Below are 18,241 nucleotides of genomic sequence, written 5' to 3' on the forward strand. Positions count from 1 at the left end.
TACGGTGTATGGCAAGCCCCTGCCATACACCGTATAAGCGCGCTCCCGGGAGAACCCCATGACGGCCTCGACCGCCGACACCGCATCCACCGCTCCGCCGGACAGACCGCCCGGTGGTCATCCGCGGCGCTGGCTGATCCTCGGCGTCATCTGCCTGGCCCAGCTCACCGTGTTGCTGGACAACACCATCCTCAATGTCGCGGTCCCCTCCCTCAGTGAGGAGATGGACGCCACCACCGCCGACATCCAGTGGATGATCAACGCCTATTCGCTGGTCCAGTCCGGACTGCTGCTCACCGCGGGCAGCGCCGCCGACCGCTATGGACGTAAGAAGATGCTGGTCGCCGGATTGGCGCTGTTCGGGGTGGGGTCGCTGTCCGCATCCCTGGCGCAGGGCCCCGGTCAGCTGATCGCCGCCCGGGCCGGGATGGGCATTGGTGGGGCGCTGCTGATGACCACCACCCTCGCCGTGGTGGTGCAGGTTTTCGACCAGGCCGAACGCACCAAGGCGATCGGGATCTGGGGCGCGGTGGGTTCGCTCGGGTTCGCCACCGGACCGCTGATCGGCGGCTCGCTGCTGGAGCACTTCTGGTGGGGTTCGATCTTCCTCATCAACCTCCCCGTGGCACTGCTCGGGCTGATCGCCGTCGTATGGCTGGTGCCCGAGTCCCGGAACCCCACCGGTGACCGGCCCGATCTTCTCGGCGCGCTGCTCTCCACGGTCGGGATGACCGGTGTGGTCTTCGCGATCATCTCCGGGCCGGTACACGGCTGGACCTCGATCCGGGTGCTCTGCTCGGCCTTCATCGGCATCAGCGTGCTGGTCGGCTTCGCGCTGTGGGAGCGTCATATCCCGTACCCCATGCTGGATATGCACTTCTTCCGCAACCGCCACTTTGTGGGCGCCGTCGCCGGGGGCATCCTCGTGGCCTTCGGGATGGGCGGTTCGTTGTTCCTCCTCACCCAGCATCTCCAGTTCGTGCTCGGCTACGACGCGTTGGACGCGGGGCTGCGCACGGCCCCGCTGGCCCTGGCGGTGGTGCTGGTCAATCTCTCCGGTCTGGGCTCCCGGCTGCTGCCCAAGCTGGGCACGCCGCTGACCGTCATCATCGGGATGGGGCTGCTGGCGGCCGGTCTCGCCGCCGTGGCGGTACTCGGCGCGGATGGCTATGGCGGGATGCTCCTCGGACTGGTGGTGATGGGCCTCGGTATCGGCGTGGCGATGCCCGCGATGGCCACGGCCATCATGTCGGCCATTCCCCCGGAGAAGGCGGGGGTGGGTGCCGGGATCAACGGCACACTCACCGAATGCGGCAACGGTCTCGGGGTCGCCGTGCTCGGCGCCGTGCTGAACTCCCGCTTCGCGGCGCTGCTGCCCACGGTCGCCACCGGGGCGGGGTCGCTTCCCGCCGCCGTGGCCGCCGCCCGGACCCCCGAGGAGCGGGCCTCGGTGACCGACGCCTTCGCCTCCGGGGTCGAGACCAGCCAGCTGGTCGGGGCCACGGCGGTGCTGGCGGGCGGGGTGCTGGCCGCACTGCTGCTCGGCCGGGCCGAACGATCTTCACGGACCGCCCCGGCGGCATAGCATCGGACATGTATGACCCGCTCCGCCTCCGGGGTCCCCCGGAGGTGTGGCGAGAGCGCATCGGAGAAGGAGAGCGCGCCATGGCAACCGGCAGCCGTGCCATTCGTCCGCGGTCCAGCGTATGGCTCTCCGAACGCAAGACCCCCAGGCGTAAAGGAGATCAGCAGCCGGTCGGGCTCGACCGTCTGAAGATCGTCGCGGCGACGGTCCGACTGCTGGACGCCGACGGGCTCGCGGGCTTCTCCATGCGGCGGCTCGCGGCGGAGCTCGGGGTCACCGCCATGTCCGTCTACTGGTATGTGGACACCAAGGACCATCTGCTGGAACTCGCCCTCGACGCCGCCATGGGCGAGATCGTGCTCCCCATCGAGGCCGTCGCCCCGGAGATGGCCCCGCCGGTGCCGCTCCCGGTGGATGCGGGCCCGATGGATGCGGGCCCGGCGGAGGCAGGACCGGCGCGGTCGGGGGCGGCGGACGCTGAGGTGGCGGAGGCCGGTGACCCTCGCTCCGCCGAGCCGCGCGACTGGCGTGAGCAACTGCGCCAACTCGCCGAGGAATCACGGAAGGTACTGGTCCGCCACCCCTGGCTCTCCCCGCTGATGGGCGAGTTCCTCAATATGGGGCCCAATGCGATGGCTTTCACCAATGCCGCGCAGGCCGTGATGCGCAACAGCGGTCTGCCGCTGGACAAGGTGTCCAGTGCCCTCGCGCTCGTCACCCAGTTCGTCTATGGCTTCAGCACCATCGAGGGCCGGTTCGCCATGCGCTGCCGGGAGGAGGGCATCGTCCAGGACGAGCTGCTCCAGGAGGTGATGACCACGGTCAAGGACCGGCCCGACTTCGACGGCACCCGGGAGATGTTCGCGGCCCAGGGGGATATCGGCGTCGAGGAGATGCGGGACCGCGACTTCACCTTCGCCCTGGATATCGCGATCTCCGGTATCGAGGCCCTGCGCGACGCCACCCTGCGGGCCCGCGAGGGCTGAGCCCGGACCGCTTCGCGCCCGCCGCCCCCAAGAGCGGACGCGATGCCGTCCTCACGCCACCGGCAACTCCTCGCCCTGCACGGCCTGTATGTCCAGCTCCACCCGCAGTGTGGTGCCGATCGCCGCGATCCCGGCCGCGACCACCTGGTTGTAGTTCATCGCGAAGTCCTCACGGCGCAGCTCCGCCGCCGCCCGGAAGGCCGCCCGTACTCCGCCCCAGGGGTCCGGACCGGTACCCAGATATGTCAGGTCGAGATCCACTTCTCTGACGATGCCGTGCATCGAGAGCTCGCCATGCACCGTCCAGCGATCCGGGCCCGCCGCGCTCAGATGCGATCCGCGGTAGGTCAGCACCGGGTATCGCTCCACATTCAGGAAGTCGGGCGACTTGAGATGGCCGTCCCGCATCCCGTTTCCGGTGTCGATGCTGGCTGCCTGGATCACCGCCTCCACCGTGGACTTCTCGATGTCCTCGGCGATCTCGATCCGCCCGCCGAAGTCGGTGAACCGGCCGTGCACACTGGATATCCCCAGATGCTGGGCCGTGGCGGCCACCGTCGAATGCACCGGGTCCAGTGTCCACACACCCGGCGGCGGCAGCTCCACTCCGCCCTGCCGCGCCAGCACCACCGTGCCCAGATCGGCCCGCCCGGAGGCGGTGACGATGGCCGTCGAGGCGACCGGCGCATAGCCGACCGCGGTGGCGATGACCGTATACGGACCGGCCGCGAGCGGCTCCTCCGTGCGCACCGAACCGTCCTCGGCGGCCTGGGCGCGCAGCACCTGCGCACCCGTCATATCCGTGACGGTCAGCACCGCGTGCTGCACCGCCCAGCCGTCCCGTGTGCGGATCCGGGCCCGCAGCCCCGCTGCCCCGCCTGTGCCCGCTTCCGTGGTCCCCATGCCGCCTCTCGCTCCCGCTCCTGTGTTTCTGGTCTTGGTGCGCCGGATCCGGGCGCCGATGTGAGGCCGTCCCCTGCCTTTAGTACACCGCCGCCCGGATCCGGGTTCCCGGTCACGGCGGACGATTCCGCCGTCCCGGTCCGGGCCGGGACGTGTCTCCGCTCGTCACGCCCCGGCCCGGGGTTCTCAGTCGCCGGGGTGGGCGAGGTCGACGTCGTGTCCGTCGACGCCCTCCCCGGAGACCGCCAGCGCGCCCGCGACCGGCGGATAGCCGCTCGCGATCACCGTGTAGTCGCCCGCGTCCAGGTCGGTGAAGGCATAGGCGCCGTCCGTCCCGGTGGTGGCGGTGGCGACCACGTTCCCGGCCGCGTCCACCAGCGTGACCCGGGCGTCCGCGAGCGGCCGCTGCGCGGCCCCGGCCCGTACCGTGCCCTGCACCCGGGCGCCGGCCTGGAGGGGTATCTCCACCCGGGTCAGCCCTTGGGCACCGACCTCGACAGGCAGCGCGGCGGGGCGGAAGCCGGACGCGTTCACCGCGATCGTGAACGTTCCGGCGATCAGCTCCTCGAAGCCGAACTCGCCCTGCTCACCCGTCTTTCCGGTGGCCAGCACCTCACCGCGGACATCGGTGACCACGACCATCGCGCCGTCCACCGGACGGCCGTCGGCGGCGCCGCGCACGGAGCCCACCAGACCGCTGGTGGCCGACAGCACGATGTCGAAGCCGAGCGGTTCGTCGCCGATCATGACCGTGGACGCCTGCGGCTGATGGGCGTCGGCCGCCGCGATCAGGACGTAGGAGCCGGCGCCCGGCGCGTCCAGGGCGTACGAACCGTCGGCGTGCGCCACCGAGCGGCCCAACTGCCGTCCGGCCAGCGAGATCAGCGTGACCGCTGCCCGCGGCACCGCACCGCCGTCCCCGTTCCGCACAAAGCCGTGCACACCCTGCCGGGGCGGCTGGTCGGAGCCGCCGCCCTGGGCGGCGGCGAACGCGGCCAGGTGCTGCGGGGCGGCCTCCGCGGCCAGCGCCCCGTCCGAGCCCGGCTCGGGCACCGCGGCGGAGGGCGCGCCCACCAGCGCGGGCTCGAGGTCCGCGACCTGGGCCAGGTGCGCGGTCCGGGCGAGATCCGCGGCCCGCGCGTCGGCCACGCCGGTCTCGCCGGTCCCTACGGTCCCGGCCGTCACGGCCTCGGACTCCGCCGGAGCGTGGCCGACCGCGTCGGGGCTCTGCGCACCGGCCTCCTGGGAGCCCGAACTCGTCTTCAACGCGACCTCCTTGATGAACAGCGTCAGCAGCAGCGCGAGCAGCGCCGACGGTGCGGCGTAGAGGAAGACGTCGCCGACGCCGTGGCCGTAGGCGCTCTCCATGACGGTCCGCAGCGGCTGCGGCAGCTTGTCCAGGTCGGGGATGCCCCCGCCGCCGGTGCCCGCGTGCGCCAGGGCCGCGCCCTTGGGACCGAGGTCGGCCAGGCCGTCCTTGACGTAGTGGGTGACCCGGTTGGCGAGCACCGCGCCGAGCGCGGAGACACCGACCGCACCGCCCAGGGAGCGGAAGAAGGTGACGACGGCGCTGGCCGCGCCGAGGTCCTGCGGGGCCACCTGGTTCTGGGTGGCAAGCACCAGGTTCTGCATCATCATGCCGATGCCCAGGCCCATGAGCGCCATGTAGATGGCCAGGTGCCAGTACGGGGTGTCGTACCGGATGGTGCCGAGCAGCCCGAGGCCCGCGGTCACCAGCACACCACCGCTGACCAGCCATGCCTTCCAACGACCGGTCTTGGTGATGATCTGGCCGGAGATGGTCGAGGAGAGGAACAGTCCGCCGATCATCGGGATCGTCATGACACCGGACATGGTCGGCGACTTACCGCGCGCCAGCTGGAAGTACTGGCTGAAGAAGACGGTTCCGGCGAACATCGCGACACCCACGAACAGCGACGCCAGCGCGGTGAGGGTGATCGTCTTGTTGCGGAACAGCCGCAGCGGAATGATCGGTTCGCTCGCCTTGGACTCGATGAGGAGGAAGATCAGCGCGAGGACGAGCGAGCCGCCCACCATCGCGTAGGTCTGCCAGGAGATCCAGTCGTACTTGTCGCCGCCGAAGGTCACCCAGATCAGCAGCAGCGAGACCGCGGCGCTGACGAAGAAGGCACCGGCCCAGTCGACCTTGACGTCCCGCTTCACGACCGGGAGCTTCAGGGTCTTCTGGAGCACGATCAGCGCGATGATCGCGAAGGGCACACCGACGTAGAAGCACCAGCGCCAGCCGAGCCAGTCTGTGTCGGTGATCACGCCGCCCAGCAGCGGGCCGCCGACGGTCGCCACGGCGAAGGTCGCGCCGAGGTAGCCGCTGTAACGGCCGCGCTCACGCGGGGAGATCATGGCCGCCATGACGATCTGCGCGAGGGCGGACAGACCGCCGACGCCGATGCCCTGGACCACCCGGCAGGCGATCAGCATGCCGGTGTTCTGCGACAGACCGGCCACCACCGAGCCCGCGACATAGATCACCAGGGCCGACTGGACCAGCAGCTTCTTGCTGAACAGATCGGAGAGCTTGCCCCACAGCGGAGTGGTGGCCGTCATCGAAAGCAGCGCGGCGGTGACGACCCAGGTGTACGAGGACTGGCTGCCGTGCAGGTCCGCGATGATCTCGGGGAGCGCGTTCGAGACGATCGTCGACGACAGGATCGCCACGAACATCCCGAGCAGCAGCCCGGACAGGGCCTCCATGATCTGCCGGTGGGTCATCGGCGCCGAGGGGTCGGAACCGTGGCCGTGAGGGGCCCGGTGACCTCCCCCCGCGTGCTTGGCGTGGGCGGGGTGCCCCGCGGGTCCCCGCACACCGCCGTCCGGTGTGGTCGTTGCCATGAGCTTCCTTATCGTTGCGAAGGTGTACGGGTTGTGACCTCGCCCTGGTGAGGCAGGGCCCGGCACCGGGTGTCCCCGAAACCGGCCCGCAGCCGGGCGAGAAGTTCGTTGAGACGGCCGACGTCATCGTCGGACCAGTCGCTCAGACAGCGGGCGAGCGCCTCTGTGTAGCGCTCGGATACCTGTCTGAGCAGTTCTTTTCCATGGGGGTTGATGCTCAGCAGCCGCGATCGCCGGTCCAGGGGATCGGCTGTGCGGTCCACCCAGCCACGGTCCGCGACATGCGCCACATGGCGGCTGGTCACCGACATGTCGATGTCGAGCAGCTCGGCGAGTTTGCTCATGCGCATCTCGCCGTAGCGGTCGAGGATCATCAGGACCCCGGCGGAGCCCGCCGGGCAGTCGAGCGGCAGCACTCGGCCCAGACCGCGTTTGATGGCGCCGATGCCACTGAGCTGCCGGGCCAGCTCCTCGTACTGGCTCTGCGCGGCCACGGCACCTCCCGATGGGTTGATCAGTTGCTTCAGGCAACCATAGAAGAAGTTAGTTGCTACAGGCAAATGAAAATGCGATCCGGGCGGTAAACAGCGGTTAAAGACTCGGGCACCTTGTTAAAGGACCCGACGCTGCCACCCCTGGGCCGGGGCAGCTGGGGTGGCTGGGACGGCTGAGGCGTAGGGGGTGATCTAGGGAGTGACAGGGACCGCTGGCCCCGGGGGTGGGCGGGATTCCGCTCGTTCGCTAGGGTCGGGGGCCATGGCGAACAACCCCCAGGGCCCCAACGGCAACCAAGACCCGGCCGGTTCCACGCAGATGTTCCGTGCCTTCGTCGACGAGGGCGTACGGCAGCCTCAACCGACCACCACCTCGAGTGGCGGGTCGCGTATCGGAGTGATCGTCGGCGTGATCGTCGCAATCGCCGTCATCGGCGGGGTGGCCTGGCTGGCGCTCGCCTGAGTCGGGCCGGCGCCTGAGTCAGGCCGGACCGTCGTACGGCTGGGCTGTGTCGTGCCCACACCGTGCCGGTTCCGTGAGTGCCGCCGCTTCAGCGCTTCGCCGTTGCGGCCAGGACTGTGGCTGTGGCTGTGGCTATGACTCGGGCTTCCAGGTGACCGATACGTCCCGTGTCTCGATGTGCATGCCCAGCGGCACCCGCCAGGCGTCCACACACACGGTCCAGGTCTTCTCCTTCTTCTGACCCGCGCCGATCGGCGCGGGCAGCTTTTCCTCCGACTCCCGTGTCGCCCAGTCGATGCCGATCGAGTCGATGATGTGCGTCGCGAAGGTGACGGTGCCCGAGGTCACCGGCTTACCGCCGGTGTTGCGGAACCGCACGGTCACCTTCTCGCACCAGCGCTCGTCCGCCGCGGCCCGCTCCGGGTCACCGACCACTTCGAGCACGGCGGGTCCGGGCGGTGTCGTGGGCGTCGTCGGGGGCTCGGGGGTGGAGGAGCCGCCGCCGGGACCGGAACCCGATCCGGAACCCGATCCGGACCCCGAACCCGATCCGGAACCTGAGCCTGGTCCGGTGCTTGACCCCGATCCGGAGCCGCTGCCGGGCTGGTTGCCGTCCGGGCGCCCCTGGCCGTCCGAGCCGCCTCGTCCCGCGCCGTCGCCCGCCGCGTCCGACCCGTCCGGGTTGTCCGACCCGCCTCCCGCGCGGTCGCCGGGAGCCGCATGGGAAGGCGTACCGCCCCGGTCCGCCGTCCCCTTGCCGCGTCCTTCCGCGCCACCGCCACCCTCGCGGTCCCGGTCGCCGCGCTTGTCGTCCTGGTCCAGCGGTGTCAGCTTGACGCCGCCCTTCGGCGGTACGGCCTTCGCCGTCCGCTCGCCGTCGGGCCCGGCCGCCCCGGCCGCGACATAGCCGTCGCCGCCGGTGCCGCAGCCGCTGAGCAGTGCCCCCAGGCACAGCGCGGCCGCCGAAGCGGCGATTGCCGTGCCCCGGCGGCCCGTTGTCCGGCTCGCTGCGTGTCGCATCGGGCCAGTGTGGCTGACGGCCCGTCAGGTGTACAGATGTGTGCCGACGCCCCTTCAGTGGCGGCCGGCATCCGTACCGTGACGGGCCGATGGCCTCAGGGCTCAGTCCGCGATGAGCCCTTCACGCAGCTGGGCGAGGGTCCGGGTGAGCAGCCGGGAAACATGCATCTGGGAAATGCCGACCTCTTCGCCGATTTGCGACTGCGTCATATTGGCAAAGAAGCGGAGCATGATGATCTGCCGCTCGCGCGGGGGCAGTTTGGCGAGCAGCGGCTTGAGCGACTCGCGGTACTCCACGCCCTCCAGCGCGCTGTCCTCGTAACCGAGCCGGTCCGCGAGCGACCCCTCGCCGCCGTCATCCTCGGGGGAGGGGGAGTCCAGCGAGCTCGCCGTGTAGGCGTTGCCCACCGCGAGCCCGTCGACCACGTCCTCCTCCGAGACACCGAGCGCCGTGGCGAGCTCGGTGACGGTCGGGGAGCGGTCCAGCTTCTGTGACAGCTCGTCACTTGTCTTGGTCAGCGCCAGCCGCAGCTCCTGGAGCCGCCGAGGCACCCGTACCGACCAGCTGGTGTCCCGGAAGAAGCGCTTGATCTCACCCACGACGGTGGGCATCGCGAAGGTCGGGAACTCCACCCCGCGTTCACAGTCGAACCGGTCGATCGCCTTGATCAGGCCGATGGTCCCGACCTGGACGATGTCCTCCATCGGCTCGTTCCGGCTGCGGAACCGGGCGGCCGCGTAACGGACCAGAGGGAGGTTCAGCTCGATGAGGGTGTCGCGTACGTAGGTGGCCTCCACGCTCTCCCGGTCGAGTGCGGCGAGCCGCAGGAAGAGGGAGCGGGAGAGGGTGCGGGTGTCGATGGTGTCGCAGTCGTCAGGCGCGTGCGGTGCGTCAGTGGTGAGCACCTTCGAGCTGCCCAGTTCTACGGACATGCCACCCCCTTGAGGTCGCGGACGGATCCCGGCTGCGCGATGCGCGCGTCCAACGCAGCCTCCCCCTGAATACCGGAGGTTCAGCCACGGCAAACGCGGTTCCAGCAGAATGTCACATGTCGGCAACACGCTGTAGCGCCAAGTCGACATTAGTCCCCCGATCCACCGGGGAGGGCATCGCCCGTCGTGATTAGGACTCGATCCGATTTGCGGATCTCAGTCTGGCGAAGCTCCGGGACAGCAGGCGGGACACATGCATCTGGGAGACGCCGAGTTCCGCGCTGATCTGAGATTGGGTCAAGTTGCTGTAGTAACGGAGCAAAAGGATGCGCTGCTCACGCTCGGGCAGCTGGACGAGCAGATGACGTACCAGGTCACGGTGTTCCACCCCGGCCAGTGCGGGGTCCTCGTAGCCGAGCCGGTCGACCAGTCCCGGCAGCCCGTCGCCCTCCTGGGCGGCCTCCAGCGATGTGGCGTGATACGAGCGCCCGGCCTCGATACAGGCGAGCACCTCTTCCTCGCTGAGCTTGAGCCGCTCGGCGATCTCGGCCGTGGTGGGGGAGCGGCCGTGCAGCACCGTCAGGTCCTCGGTCGCCCCGTTCACCTGCACCCACAGCTCATGCAGCCGGCGCGGTACATGGACGGTGCGGACGTTGTCGCGGAAGTAGCGCTTGATCTCGCCGACGACGGTGGGCATCGCGAAGGTCGGGAACTGCACCCCGCGCTCCGGGTCGAACCGGTCGATCGCGTTGATCAGACCGATCGTGCCGACCTGGATCACATCCTCCATGGGCTCGTTGCGGCTGCGGAAGCGGGCCGCGGCATAGCGGACCAGCGGCAGATTGGCCTCGATCAGCGCGGCACGCACCCGGGCGTGCTCGGAGGTTCCGGGGTCGAGGCCGGACAGCTCGGCGAAGAGCACCTGGGTGAGCGCTCTGGCGTCAGCCCCGCGGCTTCTGCCGCTTTCGCTGCCGCCATCGCCCTGGGGAGGGGTTCTGGGCGCGGTACGGGCCGACACGGTCACGCCACCCCTTCACGATGTACTCACCCGGCAAAGCGGTCATAGCATCACAAGACATGTGCACTGTGTGCAAGCACCGCTTTACTACGTGTTGATGGCGAAATTGCCACGTAGTGGGGCAAATCTGATCGTGAAGTTGTTCGGAAGTGGTCCGGAAAAGGATCAGAAAGCGCTGAGGGGGCGCTCAGAAGGTGCCTGGCAGGCGCTCAGAAGGTGTGTGGACCGGAGCCAGAAAAGGGCGGGAACGCGATCAGAAGGGATAGTCCGCGATCACCCAGGTGGCGAACTCCCGCCACTGCGCGGCCGCCGCCTGATGGGCCGGGTGCTCGACATAGCGCTTCAGGGCGTCCACGTCGGCCACCGCCGAGTTGATCGCGAAGTCATAGGCGATCGGCCGGTCCGTGATGTTCCAGGCGCACTCCCAGTGCTCCAGCTCCGGGACGGTGCCGTCGAGCTCCTCGAACGCCCGGACCCCGGCCTGTACCCGCGGCTCATCGCGCGTCACACCGTCGTTGAGCTTGAAAAGGACCAGGTGGCGAATCACGGGGCCTCCACGGGCGGGGGTGTCACTGGACCAGTTCGGTCATGAACTCGCCAACGCTCTTGGCGGCGTCCGATATGCCTTCGAACCCTATCTGGACCAGATCGGCCGCGCGCGCCGGGGTTTTGATGATCGTGTAGAGCACGAACACGATGAGCATATAGAGCGCGATCTTCTTCGCCTGTGCCATCGCGTGCTGCCCTCCCCGGCGGTCCCCTGTGGCGTTGCGTGAGTCTATCCACACCCCTGGAACATCAGTCGTACCAGTCCGATAGTCGGAGCGGCGCCCAGGGGGCATCCTGCGAACCATTCCGCGGATCATCCTGCGGCCCCTCCGCGCCGAGGTGGGCGCCCACGCATAAATGGGTGGATTCTGGGAGGTGGGAGGGACGGCAACAAGGGACGGCAACAGGGGAGGACGGCGGGGAGGACAGCGGCGGAGGAGGAGGGAGCGGAGATGCGTGTCGGTGTGCTGACCGGCGGAGGCGACTGCCCCGGCCTCAACGCGGCGATCCGCGCCATCGTCCGCAAGGGCGTGGAGGTGCACGGCTTCGACTTCGTCGGGGTGCGGGACGGCTGGCGCGGTGCGCTCGACGGCGGCACCGTACCGCTGGACGTCCAGGCCGTACGCGGAATCCTGCCGCGTGGCGGCACCATCCTCGGCTCCTCCCGGACCAACCCGCTGGCCAGCGAGGACGGGGTCGACCGGATCCGGCGGACGCTCGCCGAGAACGCGGTGGACGCGCTGATCGCGATCGGCGGCGAGGACACCCTAGGTGTCGCCGCCAAACTGGCCGACCAGGGGATCAACGTGGTCGGCGTCCCCAAGACCATCGACAACGACGTCGCGGGCACCGACTACACCTTCGGCTTCGACACCGCCGTCAATATCGCCACCGAGGCCATCGACCGGCTGCACACCACCGCCGAGTCCCACACCCGCACCCTGGTCGTCGAGGTGATGGGGCGCCATGCGGGCTGGATCGCCGTGCATTCGGGCATCGCGGGCGGCGCCAACGTCATCCTCATCCCCGAGCAGCCCTTCGACATCGGCCAGGTCTGCGGCTGGGTGGAGAACCGCTTCAAGATCAGGTACGCGCCGATCGTGGTCGTCGCCGAAGGAGCGGTCCCCAAGGCCGGGCAGATGGTGGTCAAGGACTCCACGCTGGACGAGTTCGGCCATGTACGGCTCTCCGGTATCGGGGAGTGGCTGGCCCGCGAGATCTCCGACCGCACCGGCAAGGAGGCCCGCACCACGGTCCTCGGCCACATCCAGCGCGGCGGTACGCCCAGCGCCTTCGACCGCTGGCTGGCCACCCGCTTCGGACTGCGCGCCATCGACACCGTGAAGGACCGGGAGTTCGGGACGATGGTGGCGCTGCGCGGCACCGATATCGTGCGCATCCCGCTCGCCGAGGCCGCGGCGGGGACCCGCACCGTGGACCCCTCGCTCTACGCCGAGTTCGGCGTGTTCTTCGGCTGAGCCGTCTTTCGGCCGCGGCGGCCTTTCGGCCGCGGCGGCAGCGGCGACTTCGGCCGATGCCCTTTGGCTGTGGTGCGGTGGCGGCCGGGACCGCGTCGGGCGGGCATCGGGCGACCGTCAGGAGGGGTGCGGTACGACCGCCACCGGACAGCGGGCGTGGTGCAGTACGGCGTGGGCGACCGGCCCCAGCCGCCGCTCCGCGACGCGGGAGCTCGTACGGCGTCCGAGGACCAGCAGCCGAGCCCGCCCCGACGTCCTGACCAGCGCCTGCGCCGGGTTCAGCAGCACCACGTCGGCCAGCACCGCCACCTGCGGATACCGCTCCCGCCAGTCGCGCAGCGCGTCCGAGACCACCTGGCTCTCCTGGTCCTCCCACATCCCGCGGTCCTCCTCCAGCACGTTCAGCATCCAGGCGGATGGCGACGCCGGGGGCAGCGCCCACGCGTGCACCACCCGCAGCAGGGCGTCCCGTTCCAGGGCGGCGCCGAAGGCGAAGTCGGCCGTGGCGTCCGCTGGGGCGTGGGCGTTGAAGCCGAACTGCACCTCACGGGTGCCGCCGCGGACCGGATCCGTCCGCCGGGGTTCCCCGGGCACGGTCACCACCGGGCAGTCGGCGGCCGCGGCCACCCGCAGTGCCACCGAACCCACCGCGAGGCCGTCGAAGCCACCCCATCCCCGCGCCCCCACGACCAGCAGCCCGGCTTCGGCGGCGGCCGTGAGCAGCGCCTCGTCCGGTTCGGCGTCGGCATGCCGACCGGTGACCTCGAGGTCCGGATGGCGGGCCGCGAACCCGGCCACGGTCTGGTCCAGCATCTGCGTGCCCATGTGCTGCCAGGCGTCCACCCCGGGGACCGGGGAGACCCGGCGCGGCAGCGGCGGACACGCGTGCACCAGCAGCAGCGCGACCCCGCGGTGCACCGCCTCCCGGGCGGCCCACTCCGCCGCCGCGAGGCTGCGCCGCGATCCGTCGACCCCCGCTACGACAGGGCCGCTCATCGGGCCTCCTCTACTGCGTCCCGTGCCACGTTCCGCTCGGCCGCTCCGGAGGGTGTTCCGTCCGTTCAGTGTAGGTACGGGAGGCGCCCACGGCCGGGCGGAGCCGGGACGGAGCCCGACGCTCGGGTCCACGCCGGGGACGTTCCGGTTCGGCGCGCGCGGGCGGCATATCCGTGGTGAACTGAATAGACGGGGAAGTGAACCGGGGGAAGCGAACGACCCGCTGGAACGAACCCGTCCCCTCATCGACATCCCGCCGGTCCTCAGGACCGGCGCACCAGACCGCGAGGGGCGGCGACCGCCCCCGGACCGAGAGATCGGTCCGGGGGCGGTTCTGCGTTTCCCACGCTCCGCGCCGCGGCCGCCGGAGGTGGGGGTCCGGGCGCGCACATCCGGGGCCAACTCCCCCGACCTCCCCCGAAAGTGGGGTGGCAGGTCAAGGATTCGGGGGACGCGGAGGCCCGTCGCATGGGCGCAGCATGGGGCCGAGGAAGGGAAGGAGTGGGAAATGCGCTCGAGCACATGGCATCTCACCTCGCGCCGCTCAGCTCTCGTCGTGGGACTCGTCGCCGTGATGGCCGCCGTGGTGGTGATCGGGATGGTCTCCCCCTCCGGAAAGGCGTCCGGGAAGGCGGCGGCGGCCGAGTACCGGCGGGAGCCGGTCGGCAAGACCTCGGTTCCGGCGTTCACCCGGTCCGTCGGTCAGGACCGGAACGATCTGGAGTCACCTTCCAACGGCGGCCGGGCCTTCCTGGGCAACACCCCGGGGCTGTACGCCGGGGCGCCCGACCAGCAGTCCTGTGACCGCGGGGCGCTGATCCGCGGCCTCCAGGGCGACGCGAAGAAGGCGGCCGCCTGGAGCCGTATCCAGCACATCGGCTCGGCGAACGCCATCCCGGACTACGTCGACGGGCTCACCGGTGCCGTGCTGCGGTCCGACACCTACGTGAAGGTCTACGGCTCCCGCCCCGGCGCCAAGCCCTCGTCCGCGGTCCTCCAGGCGGGTACGGCGGTCTTCGTCGACCGGCGCGGGGCGCCCGTGGTGAAGTGCAACTGCGGCAGCCCGGTGCGGATGGCGGCTCCGCCGCAGGACACCCGCCCGACCTTCACCGGCCCCGAGTGGACCGGCTTCTCCAAGAGCACGGTCACCGAGATCCAACCGGCCCCGAAGGCCGTCAAGCGGGTGGTGATGCTGGGGGTGGCCGGGAAGTCCGAGCTCTTCAAGCGTGCGCTCGGTGACAGCGGTAAGGACGGGGACTCCTCGTCCGAGGACACGGTCCTGGCGAAGGCCGACTACCCCTCGTACCTGGCGATGCCGGGTGAGCAGGGCGCACCGGACCTGCCGGAGGCGCCGAAGGTGGGCGAGGCTCCCATCGCTCCGCTGGAGACCAAGCGGCCGTCCGGTTCGCCGTCCGGCGGGATGCCCGAGGCGCAGCCCACCGACCAGTCCACCGACCCCAGCCAGCAGCCGTCCGACCCGGGTCAGCAGTCGCAGCCCTCGGATCCGGGCCAGCAGCCGTCCGACCCGGCGCAGCAGTCCCAGCCGCAGCCGGATCCGAACCAGACCCAGCCGCAGCCCCCGCCCTCCCCGAACCAGCCCCCGCCCAACCAACCGCCTCCCAACCAGCCTCCGCCGAACCAGCCTCCGCCCAACCAGCCGCCTCCGCAGCAGCCGCCGGACCAGAACCAGCAGCCGGACCCCAACCAGACCCAGCCGCCGCCGCAGCCCCCGCCGTCGGGCCCGTGAGGCCCTGAGCGAGGAGCGCTCCCCGACCGGCGTCCGTTCGGTGCAATCCGCGGACGCCGGCCGCGCGCCCCGGCCCCGTACCGGCAGCCCCGGACGGCAGCATGGGCGCCATGGTCCTGCCCGTATTCCTGACCAGGACGATCAAGCTGCTGCTCGGCCGCGAGGACCGGCCGCTGCACACCCAGGCCGCCGCCGCGGCCACGCTCGGCCTGGGCGCGGTCATGCTGCTGGGCTCGTACGCCGTGGTGGCGGCCGAGCGCGACGCCCCCTCCGCGAACCTCACCAGCTACCCCAAGGCCCTGTGGTGGTCGGCCGAGACGGCGACCACCGTCGGCTACGGCGACTTCTACCCGGTCACCCTCTGGGGACGGCTGATCGCCTGTGCGGTGATGTTCGTGGGCATCACCACCTACGGCATGATCACCGCGGCCATCGCCGCCTGGTTCGTCGGCCGTGAGCAGAAGCGCCAGCACCGGCTGACCGAGGCCGTCCACGAACGCGTCCTCGGCGGCGAGCGCCGGCTGTCCGCCGATGCCGAGGCCCTGTCCGCGCGCTTCGACCGCCTCGAGGGCCTGATCACCGCGACCGGCCCCCACCACCCCCACGACGACGACCCCACCCCCTGACCCCCTCGCCTCAACTGCCCGCCGAGCCCGGCCCGTTGAGGACACGACGAAGGGCCCGGCTCGTGAGAGCCGGGCCCTTCGTCGTCGCGCGGTAGCGGTGGGATTTGAACCCACGGAGGAGTTGCCCCCTCACACGCTTTCGAGGCGTGCTCCTTAGGCCGCTCGGACACGCTACCGAGAGAGAGCCTAGCGGACGGGTGGCCGGGAACCGAAATCGGTTCCGGGTGGGGTGGGGGCGGGGTGGGTCAGGGGGCGCGGAAGAAGGCGGTGAGGGGGGCCGCGCACTCGGTGGGGAGGACCCCGGAGATCACCTCGGGGCGGTGGTTGAGGCGGCGGTCGCGGACGACGTCCCAGAGGGAGCCGACCGCACCGGCCTTCTCGTCGGCCGCGCCGTAGACCAGGCGGTCCAGGCGGGACAGGACGATCGCGCCCGCGCACATGGTGCACGGTTCCAGGGTCACCACCAGGGTGCAGCCGGTCAGCCGCCAGCCGCCGAGGCGGCGGGCGGCGGCGCGGAGGGCGAGGACCTCGGCGTGGGCCGTGGGGTCGCCGTGGGCCTCGCGCTCATTGCGGCCGCTGCCGAGGACCGAGCCGTCCGGGCCCAGCACGATGGCGCCGACCGGCACATCCCCCGTTTCCGGTGCCCGTACGGCCTCCTCCAGCGCGAGGCGCATCGGGGTGCGCCAGGGCTCGCGCAGGGGGTCGGGGTCGGGACCCGGCGGGAGGCCGGTCAGCGGATCGGTCATGGCACCAGTGTGGGCGACGGGACGGGGTGGCCGCGGACCGCGGTCAGCGCACCGCCTCCAGCCCCTCCATGCTGCACCCCAGCATGTCGGCGATCGATTCGAGCGCGTCCCCCTCCAGGGCCTTCAGCTCCTTCTCCTCCATGCCGAGGTCGGCCAGGATGTCGCCGTCGCCGAGCGGGCCCACCGGGACGGGCGCGTCGGGATCGGCGTCTTCGTCGTCCTGGTCCGGCTCGCCGTCCTCGGTGCCGTCGAGGTCGACGAGACTGTCCAGGTCGTCTTCGGGGTCACGGCCGAGCAACTCGTCGGTGAGCATCGAACCGTACGAGGTGCGGGCGGCCGCGGCCGCGTCGGATACATAGATGTGCGGGTCGTCCTCGCCGTCCACGCGGACGACGCCGAACCACGCGTCTTCGTGCTCGAGGAAGGCCAGAACCGTGTCGTCGTCCTTGGAGGCTCCACGGGCGAGTTCGATCAGATCGGTCAGGGTCTCCACATCATCGAGCTCTGTGTCGCTCGCTTCCCACCCGTCTGCGGTGCGCGCGAGCAATGCGGCGAAGTACACCGTGACTCTCCCACTGGTCATAGGCGTGCCGGGGCGGGCGGGACAGAGTCCCGCCCCAATCGGAATCGTGGCAGAAACCGTCGCTTCGCGAGAGGTCTTCCGCGCTGCGTCGTGCACCAGTCCAAAGAGATGTCGCTCACGCGGTCCGGGGGTGAACCGGCCCGGAGGCAGCCTCCGGCGGGGCATGAGCGCTCATCCGGACGTCACCAGCCGAACGTCCGCAGGTGTATCGCCTGGCGCATCCGGGCCGAGCGGGTCCGCCGCGGGCGGACCCGGTTCCTTATCGCCCGGGCCTCGTTGAGCGCCCGCAGGAAGCGGTCGCGGCGTCGGCGCCGCTCGGCGGCGCTCTCGTTCGGCCGCTCTGCCATGGGTCAGATCACCCCTCGAGCCGAGTCCCCGTCCGGATGGCAACCGGACGCTCTTGCCCACTTTCCCCCGAATCAGCGGTTTGATGCCACTGCCGCGACAGACTGTCGAAGGGGATCCGAGGGGTTACCGGGGGCGGCCACGGCCCGCGGCTCGGTTACTGTCGATGCCATGCGGATCCATGTCGTCGACCACCCGCTGGTGGCGCACAAACTCACCACGCTGCGCGACAAGCGCACCGACTCCCCCACCTTCCGGCGGCTCGCCGACGAACTGGTGACCCTGCTCGCGTACGAGGGCACGCGCGATGTGCGCATCGAGCCGGTCGACGTCGAGACCCCGGTGACGCCGACGACCGGCGTGCGGCTGTCGCATCCGCGCCCGCTGGTCGTGCCGATCCTGCGGGCCGGTCTGGGCATGCTCGACGGCATGATGCGGCTGCTGCCGACGGCCGAGGTCGGCTTCCTCGGCATGGTCCGGGACGAGCAGACGCTCACGGCGTCCACCTACTCCACCCGGATGCCCAGCGACCTCTCCGGCCGTCAGGTCTACGTCGTGGACCCGATGCTGGCGACGGGCGGGACGCTGGTCGCGGCGATCAAGGAACTGATGTCACGGGGCGCGGACGATGTGACCGCGCTGTGTCTGCTGGCCGCGCCGGAGGGCGTGAAGGTCATGGAGCGCGAGTTGGCGGGCGCGCCGGTGCGGGTGGTCACCTCGTCCCTCGACGAGGGGCTGAACGAGCACGGCTATATCGTCCCGGGGCTCGGCGACGCGGGCGACCGGATGTACGGGGCCGCGGGCTAGAGCCTGTCCGGCGGATCATTGTCACGGCAGGTCAGCCTTGATGATGATCCGCGGGACGCGGCTGGGGGTTGGTTGTCAGGTCATCGCGAAC

Annotated in this window: 19 protein-coding genes and 1 tRNA gene; 7 read left to right on the forward strand and 13 right to left on the reverse strand. The window is 70.6% G+C overall.

From position 1 onward, the window contains the following. Positions 1 to 58 precede the first annotated feature (58 nt). Together AB0C66_RS22080 and AB0C66_RS22085 are read left to right on the forward strand one after the other, a co-directional pair. Entirely contained in the window at positions 59 to 1,585 is a 1,527-nt protein-coding gene (locus AB0C66_RS22080; protein WP_362441019.1) for an MFS transporter, read from the forward strand. Positions 1,586 to 1,665: 80 nt separating this feature from the next. Continuing rightward, the gene (locus AB0C66_RS22085; RefSeq protein ID WP_362441022.1) at positions 1,666 to 2,571 is read left to right on the forward strand and encodes a TetR/AcrR family transcriptional regulator; all 906 of its coding nucleotides are present in this window, start codon (positions 1,666 to 1,668) and stop codon (positions 2,569 to 2,571) included. 51 nt (positions 2,572 to 2,622) lie between these two features. Here the strand turns inward: AB0C66_RS22085 and AB0C66_RS22090 are convergent, their stop codons facing one another. The 3 genes from AB0C66_RS22090 to AB0C66_RS22100 form a co-directional block, all read right to left on the reverse strand. Further along, on the reverse strand, positions 2,623 to 3,474 hold the full coding sequence (locus AB0C66_RS22090) for a YceI family protein (RefSeq protein WP_362441025.1): 852 nt from the start codon (positions 3,472 to 3,474) through the stop codon (positions 2,623 to 2,625). Between the two features lie 186 nt (positions 3,475 to 3,660). Then, the gene (locus AB0C66_RS22095; protein WP_362441028.1) at positions 3,661 to 6,345 is read right to left on the reverse strand and encodes an MFS transporter; all 2,685 of its coding nucleotides are present in this window, start codon (positions 6,343 to 6,345) and stop codon (positions 3,661 to 3,663) included. 8 nt (positions 6,346 to 6,353) lie between these two features. Then, positions 6,354 to 6,839 carry a MarR family transcriptional regulator gene (locus AB0C66_RS22100; protein ID WP_362441031.1) on the reverse strand — a complete coding sequence of 162 codons (486 nt, stop codon included), beginning with the start codon at positions 6,837 to 6,839 and terminating at the stop codon, positions 6,354 to 6,356. 262 nt (positions 6,840 to 7,101) lie between these two features. Here AB0C66_RS22100 and AB0C66_RS22105 point away from each other — a divergent pair, with 262 nt between their 5' ends. Next, entirely contained in the window at positions 7,102 to 7,302 is a 201-nt protein-coding gene (locus tag AB0C66_RS22105; RefSeq protein WP_362441034.1) for a hypothetical protein, read from the forward strand. A 132-nt stretch (positions 7,303 to 7,434) separates the two neighbouring features. On the opposite strand, the gene AB0C66_RS22110 is transcribed toward AB0C66_RS22105, so the two are convergent. The 5 genes from AB0C66_RS22110 to AB0C66_RS22130 form a co-directional block, all read right to left on the reverse strand. After that, positions 7,435 to 8,322 (reverse strand): hypothetical protein, encoded by an 888-nt coding sequence (locus tag AB0C66_RS22110; protein WP_362441036.1) that lies wholly within the window; start codon positions 8,320 to 8,322, stop codon positions 7,435 to 7,437. A gap of 102 nt (positions 8,323 to 8,424) precedes the next feature. Next, positions 8,425 to 9,255 (reverse strand): RNA polymerase sigma factor SigF, encoded by an 831-nt coding sequence (locus AB0C66_RS22115; protein ID WP_362441039.1) that lies wholly within the window; start codon positions 9,253 to 9,255, stop codon positions 8,425 to 8,427. A 190-nt stretch (positions 9,256 to 9,445) separates the two neighbouring features. Then, complete coding sequence (locus AB0C66_RS22120) at positions 9,446 to 10,273, reverse strand: RNA polymerase sigma factor SigF (RefSeq protein WP_362441116.1); 828 nt, start codon at positions 10,271 to 10,273, stop codon at positions 9,446 to 9,448. A 253-nt stretch (positions 10,274 to 10,526) separates the two neighbouring features. Beyond that, the gene (locus AB0C66_RS22125) at positions 10,527 to 10,820 is read right to left on the reverse strand and encodes a Dabb family protein (protein WP_362441042.1); all 294 of its coding nucleotides are present in this window, start codon (positions 10,818 to 10,820) and stop codon (positions 10,527 to 10,529) included. Between the two features lie 22 nt (positions 10,821 to 10,842). Next, positions 10,843 to 11,007 carry a hypothetical protein gene (locus AB0C66_RS22130; RefSeq protein WP_176181969.1) on the reverse strand — a complete coding sequence of 55 codons (165 nt, stop codon included), beginning with the start codon at positions 11,005 to 11,007 and terminating at the stop codon, positions 10,843 to 10,845. Between the two features lie 267 nt (positions 11,008 to 11,274). Here AB0C66_RS22130 and AB0C66_RS22135 point away from each other — a divergent pair, with 267 nt between their 5' ends. Further along, the gene (locus tag AB0C66_RS22135; protein ID WP_362441045.1) at positions 11,275 to 12,300 is read left to right on the forward strand and encodes a 6-phosphofructokinase; all 1,026 of its coding nucleotides are present in this window, start codon (positions 11,275 to 11,277) and stop codon (positions 12,298 to 12,300) included. A 117-nt stretch (positions 12,301 to 12,417) separates the two neighbouring features. Here AB0C66_RS22135 and AB0C66_RS22140 read toward each other — a convergent pair whose 3' ends face one another. After that, a complete protein-coding gene (locus AB0C66_RS22140) occupies positions 12,418 to 13,296 on the reverse strand; it encodes a universal stress protein (RefSeq protein WP_362441048.1) in 879 nt (292 codons plus the stop codon). A gap of 508 nt (positions 13,297 to 13,804) precedes the next feature. Between AB0C66_RS22140 and AB0C66_RS22145 the strand changes: the two genes are divergently transcribed. Together AB0C66_RS22145 and AB0C66_RS22150 are read left to right on the forward strand one after the other, a co-directional pair. Continuing rightward, positions 13,805 to 15,043, forward strand: a complete 1,239-nt coding sequence (locus AB0C66_RS22145) for a DUF6777 domain-containing protein (protein ID WP_362441051.1) — start codon at positions 13,805 to 13,807, stop codon at positions 15,041 to 15,043. Between the two features lie 110 nt (positions 15,044 to 15,153). Next, entirely contained in the window at positions 15,154 to 15,669 is a 516-nt protein-coding gene (locus tag AB0C66_RS22150) for a potassium channel family protein (protein ID WP_362441054.1), read from the forward strand. Between the two features lie 89 nt (positions 15,670 to 15,758). Here the strand turns inward: AB0C66_RS22150 and AB0C66_RS22155 are convergent. The 4 genes from AB0C66_RS22155 to AB0C66_RS22170 form a co-directional block, all read right to left on the reverse strand. Further along, positions 15,759 to 15,845, reverse strand: a tRNA-Ser gene (locus AB0C66_RS22155). A 69-nt stretch (positions 15,846 to 15,914) separates the two neighbouring features. Beyond that, positions 15,915 to 16,415, reverse strand: a complete 501-nt coding sequence (tadA, locus tag AB0C66_RS22160) for a tRNA adenosine(34) deaminase TadA (protein WP_362441057.1) — start codon at positions 16,413 to 16,415, stop codon at positions 15,915 to 15,917. Positions 16,416 to 16,458: 43 nt separating this feature from the next. Further along, on the reverse strand, positions 16,459 to 16,998 hold the full coding sequence (locus tag AB0C66_RS22165) for a hypothetical protein (RefSeq protein WP_362441060.1): 540 nt from the start codon (positions 16,996 to 16,998) through the stop codon (positions 16,459 to 16,461). 182 nt (positions 16,999 to 17,180) lie between these two features. Then, on the reverse strand, positions 17,181 to 17,345 hold the full coding sequence (locus AB0C66_RS22170; RefSeq protein WP_362441063.1) for a hypothetical protein: 165 nt from the start codon (positions 17,343 to 17,345) through the stop codon (positions 17,181 to 17,183). Between the two features lie 169 nt (positions 17,346 to 17,514). Between AB0C66_RS22170 and upp the strand changes: the two genes are divergently transcribed. Next, positions 17,515 to 18,150 (forward strand): uracil phosphoribosyltransferase, encoded by a 636-nt coding sequence (gene upp, locus AB0C66_RS22175; protein WP_362441066.1) that lies wholly within the window; start codon positions 17,515 to 17,517, stop codon positions 18,148 to 18,150. Positions 18,151 to 18,241 lie beyond the last annotated feature (91 nt).

The sequence above is a fragment of the Streptomyces sp. NPDC048636 genome (genome assembly GCF_040650655.1).
Lineage (GTDB): Bacteria > Actinomycetota > Actinomycetes > Streptomycetales > Streptomycetaceae > Streptomyces.

Excerpts from the sequence above, each read along its gene's own strand:
- AB0C66_RS22090 (WP_362441025.1), bottom strand. The coding sequence starts at position 3,474 with ATGGGGACCACGGAAGCGGGCACAGGCGGGGCAGCGGGGCTGCGGGCC.
- upp (WP_362441066.1), top strand. The coding sequence starts at position 17,515 with ATGCGGATCCATGTCGTCGACCACCCGCTGGTGGCGCACAAACTCACC.
- AB0C66_RS22170 (WP_362441063.1), bottom strand. The coding sequence starts at position 17,345 with ATGGCAGAGCGGCCGAACGAGAGCGCCGCCGAGCGGCGCCGACGCCGC.
- AB0C66_RS22105 (WP_362441034.1), top strand. The coding sequence starts at position 7,102 with ATGGCGAACAACCCCCAGGGCCCCAACGGCAACCAAGACCCGGCCGGT.
- AB0C66_RS22085 (WP_362441022.1), top strand. The coding sequence starts at position 1,666 with ATGGCAACCGGCAGCCGTGCCATTCGTCCGCGGTCCAGCGTATGGCTC.
- AB0C66_RS22145 (WP_362441051.1), top strand. The coding sequence starts at position 13,805 with ATGCGCTCGAGCACATGGCATCTCACCTCGCGCCGCTCAGCTCTCGTC.
- AB0C66_RS22140 (WP_362441048.1), bottom strand. The coding sequence starts at position 13,296 with ATGAGCGGCCCTGTCGTAGCGGGGGTCGACGGATCGCGGCGCAGCCTC.
- tadA (WP_362441057.1), bottom strand. The coding sequence starts at position 16,415 with ATGACCGATCCGCTGACCGGCCTCCCGCCGGGTCCCGACCCCGACCCC.
- AB0C66_RS22115 (WP_362441039.1), bottom strand. The coding sequence starts at position 9,255 with ATGTCCGTAGAACTGGGCAGCTCGAAGGTGCTCACCACTGACGCACCG.
- AB0C66_RS22080 (WP_362441019.1), top strand. The coding sequence starts at position 59 with ATGACGGCCTCGACCGCCGACACCGCATCCACCGCTCCGCCGGACAGA.
- AB0C66_RS22135 (WP_362441045.1), top strand. The coding sequence starts at position 11,275 with ATGCGTGTCGGTGTGCTGACCGGCGGAGGCGACTGCCCCGGCCTCAAC.
- AB0C66_RS22130 (WP_176181969.1), bottom strand. The coding sequence starts at position 11,007 with ATGGCACAGGCGAAGAAGATCGCGCTCTATATGCTCATCGTGTTCGTG.
- AB0C66_RS22165 (WP_362441060.1), bottom strand. The coding sequence starts at position 16,998 with ATGACCAGTGGGAGAGTCACGGTGTACTTCGCCGCATTGCTCGCGCGC.
- AB0C66_RS22095 (WP_362441028.1), bottom strand. The coding sequence starts at position 6,345 with ATGGCAACGACCACACCGGACGGCGGTGTGCGGGGACCCGCGGGGCAC.
- AB0C66_RS22150 (WP_362441054.1), top strand. The coding sequence starts at position 15,154 with ATGGTCCTGCCCGTATTCCTGACCAGGACGATCAAGCTGCTGCTCGGC.
- AB0C66_RS22110 (WP_362441036.1), bottom strand. The coding sequence starts at position 8,322 with ATGCGACACGCAGCGAGCCGGACAACGGGCCGCCGGGGCACGGCAATC.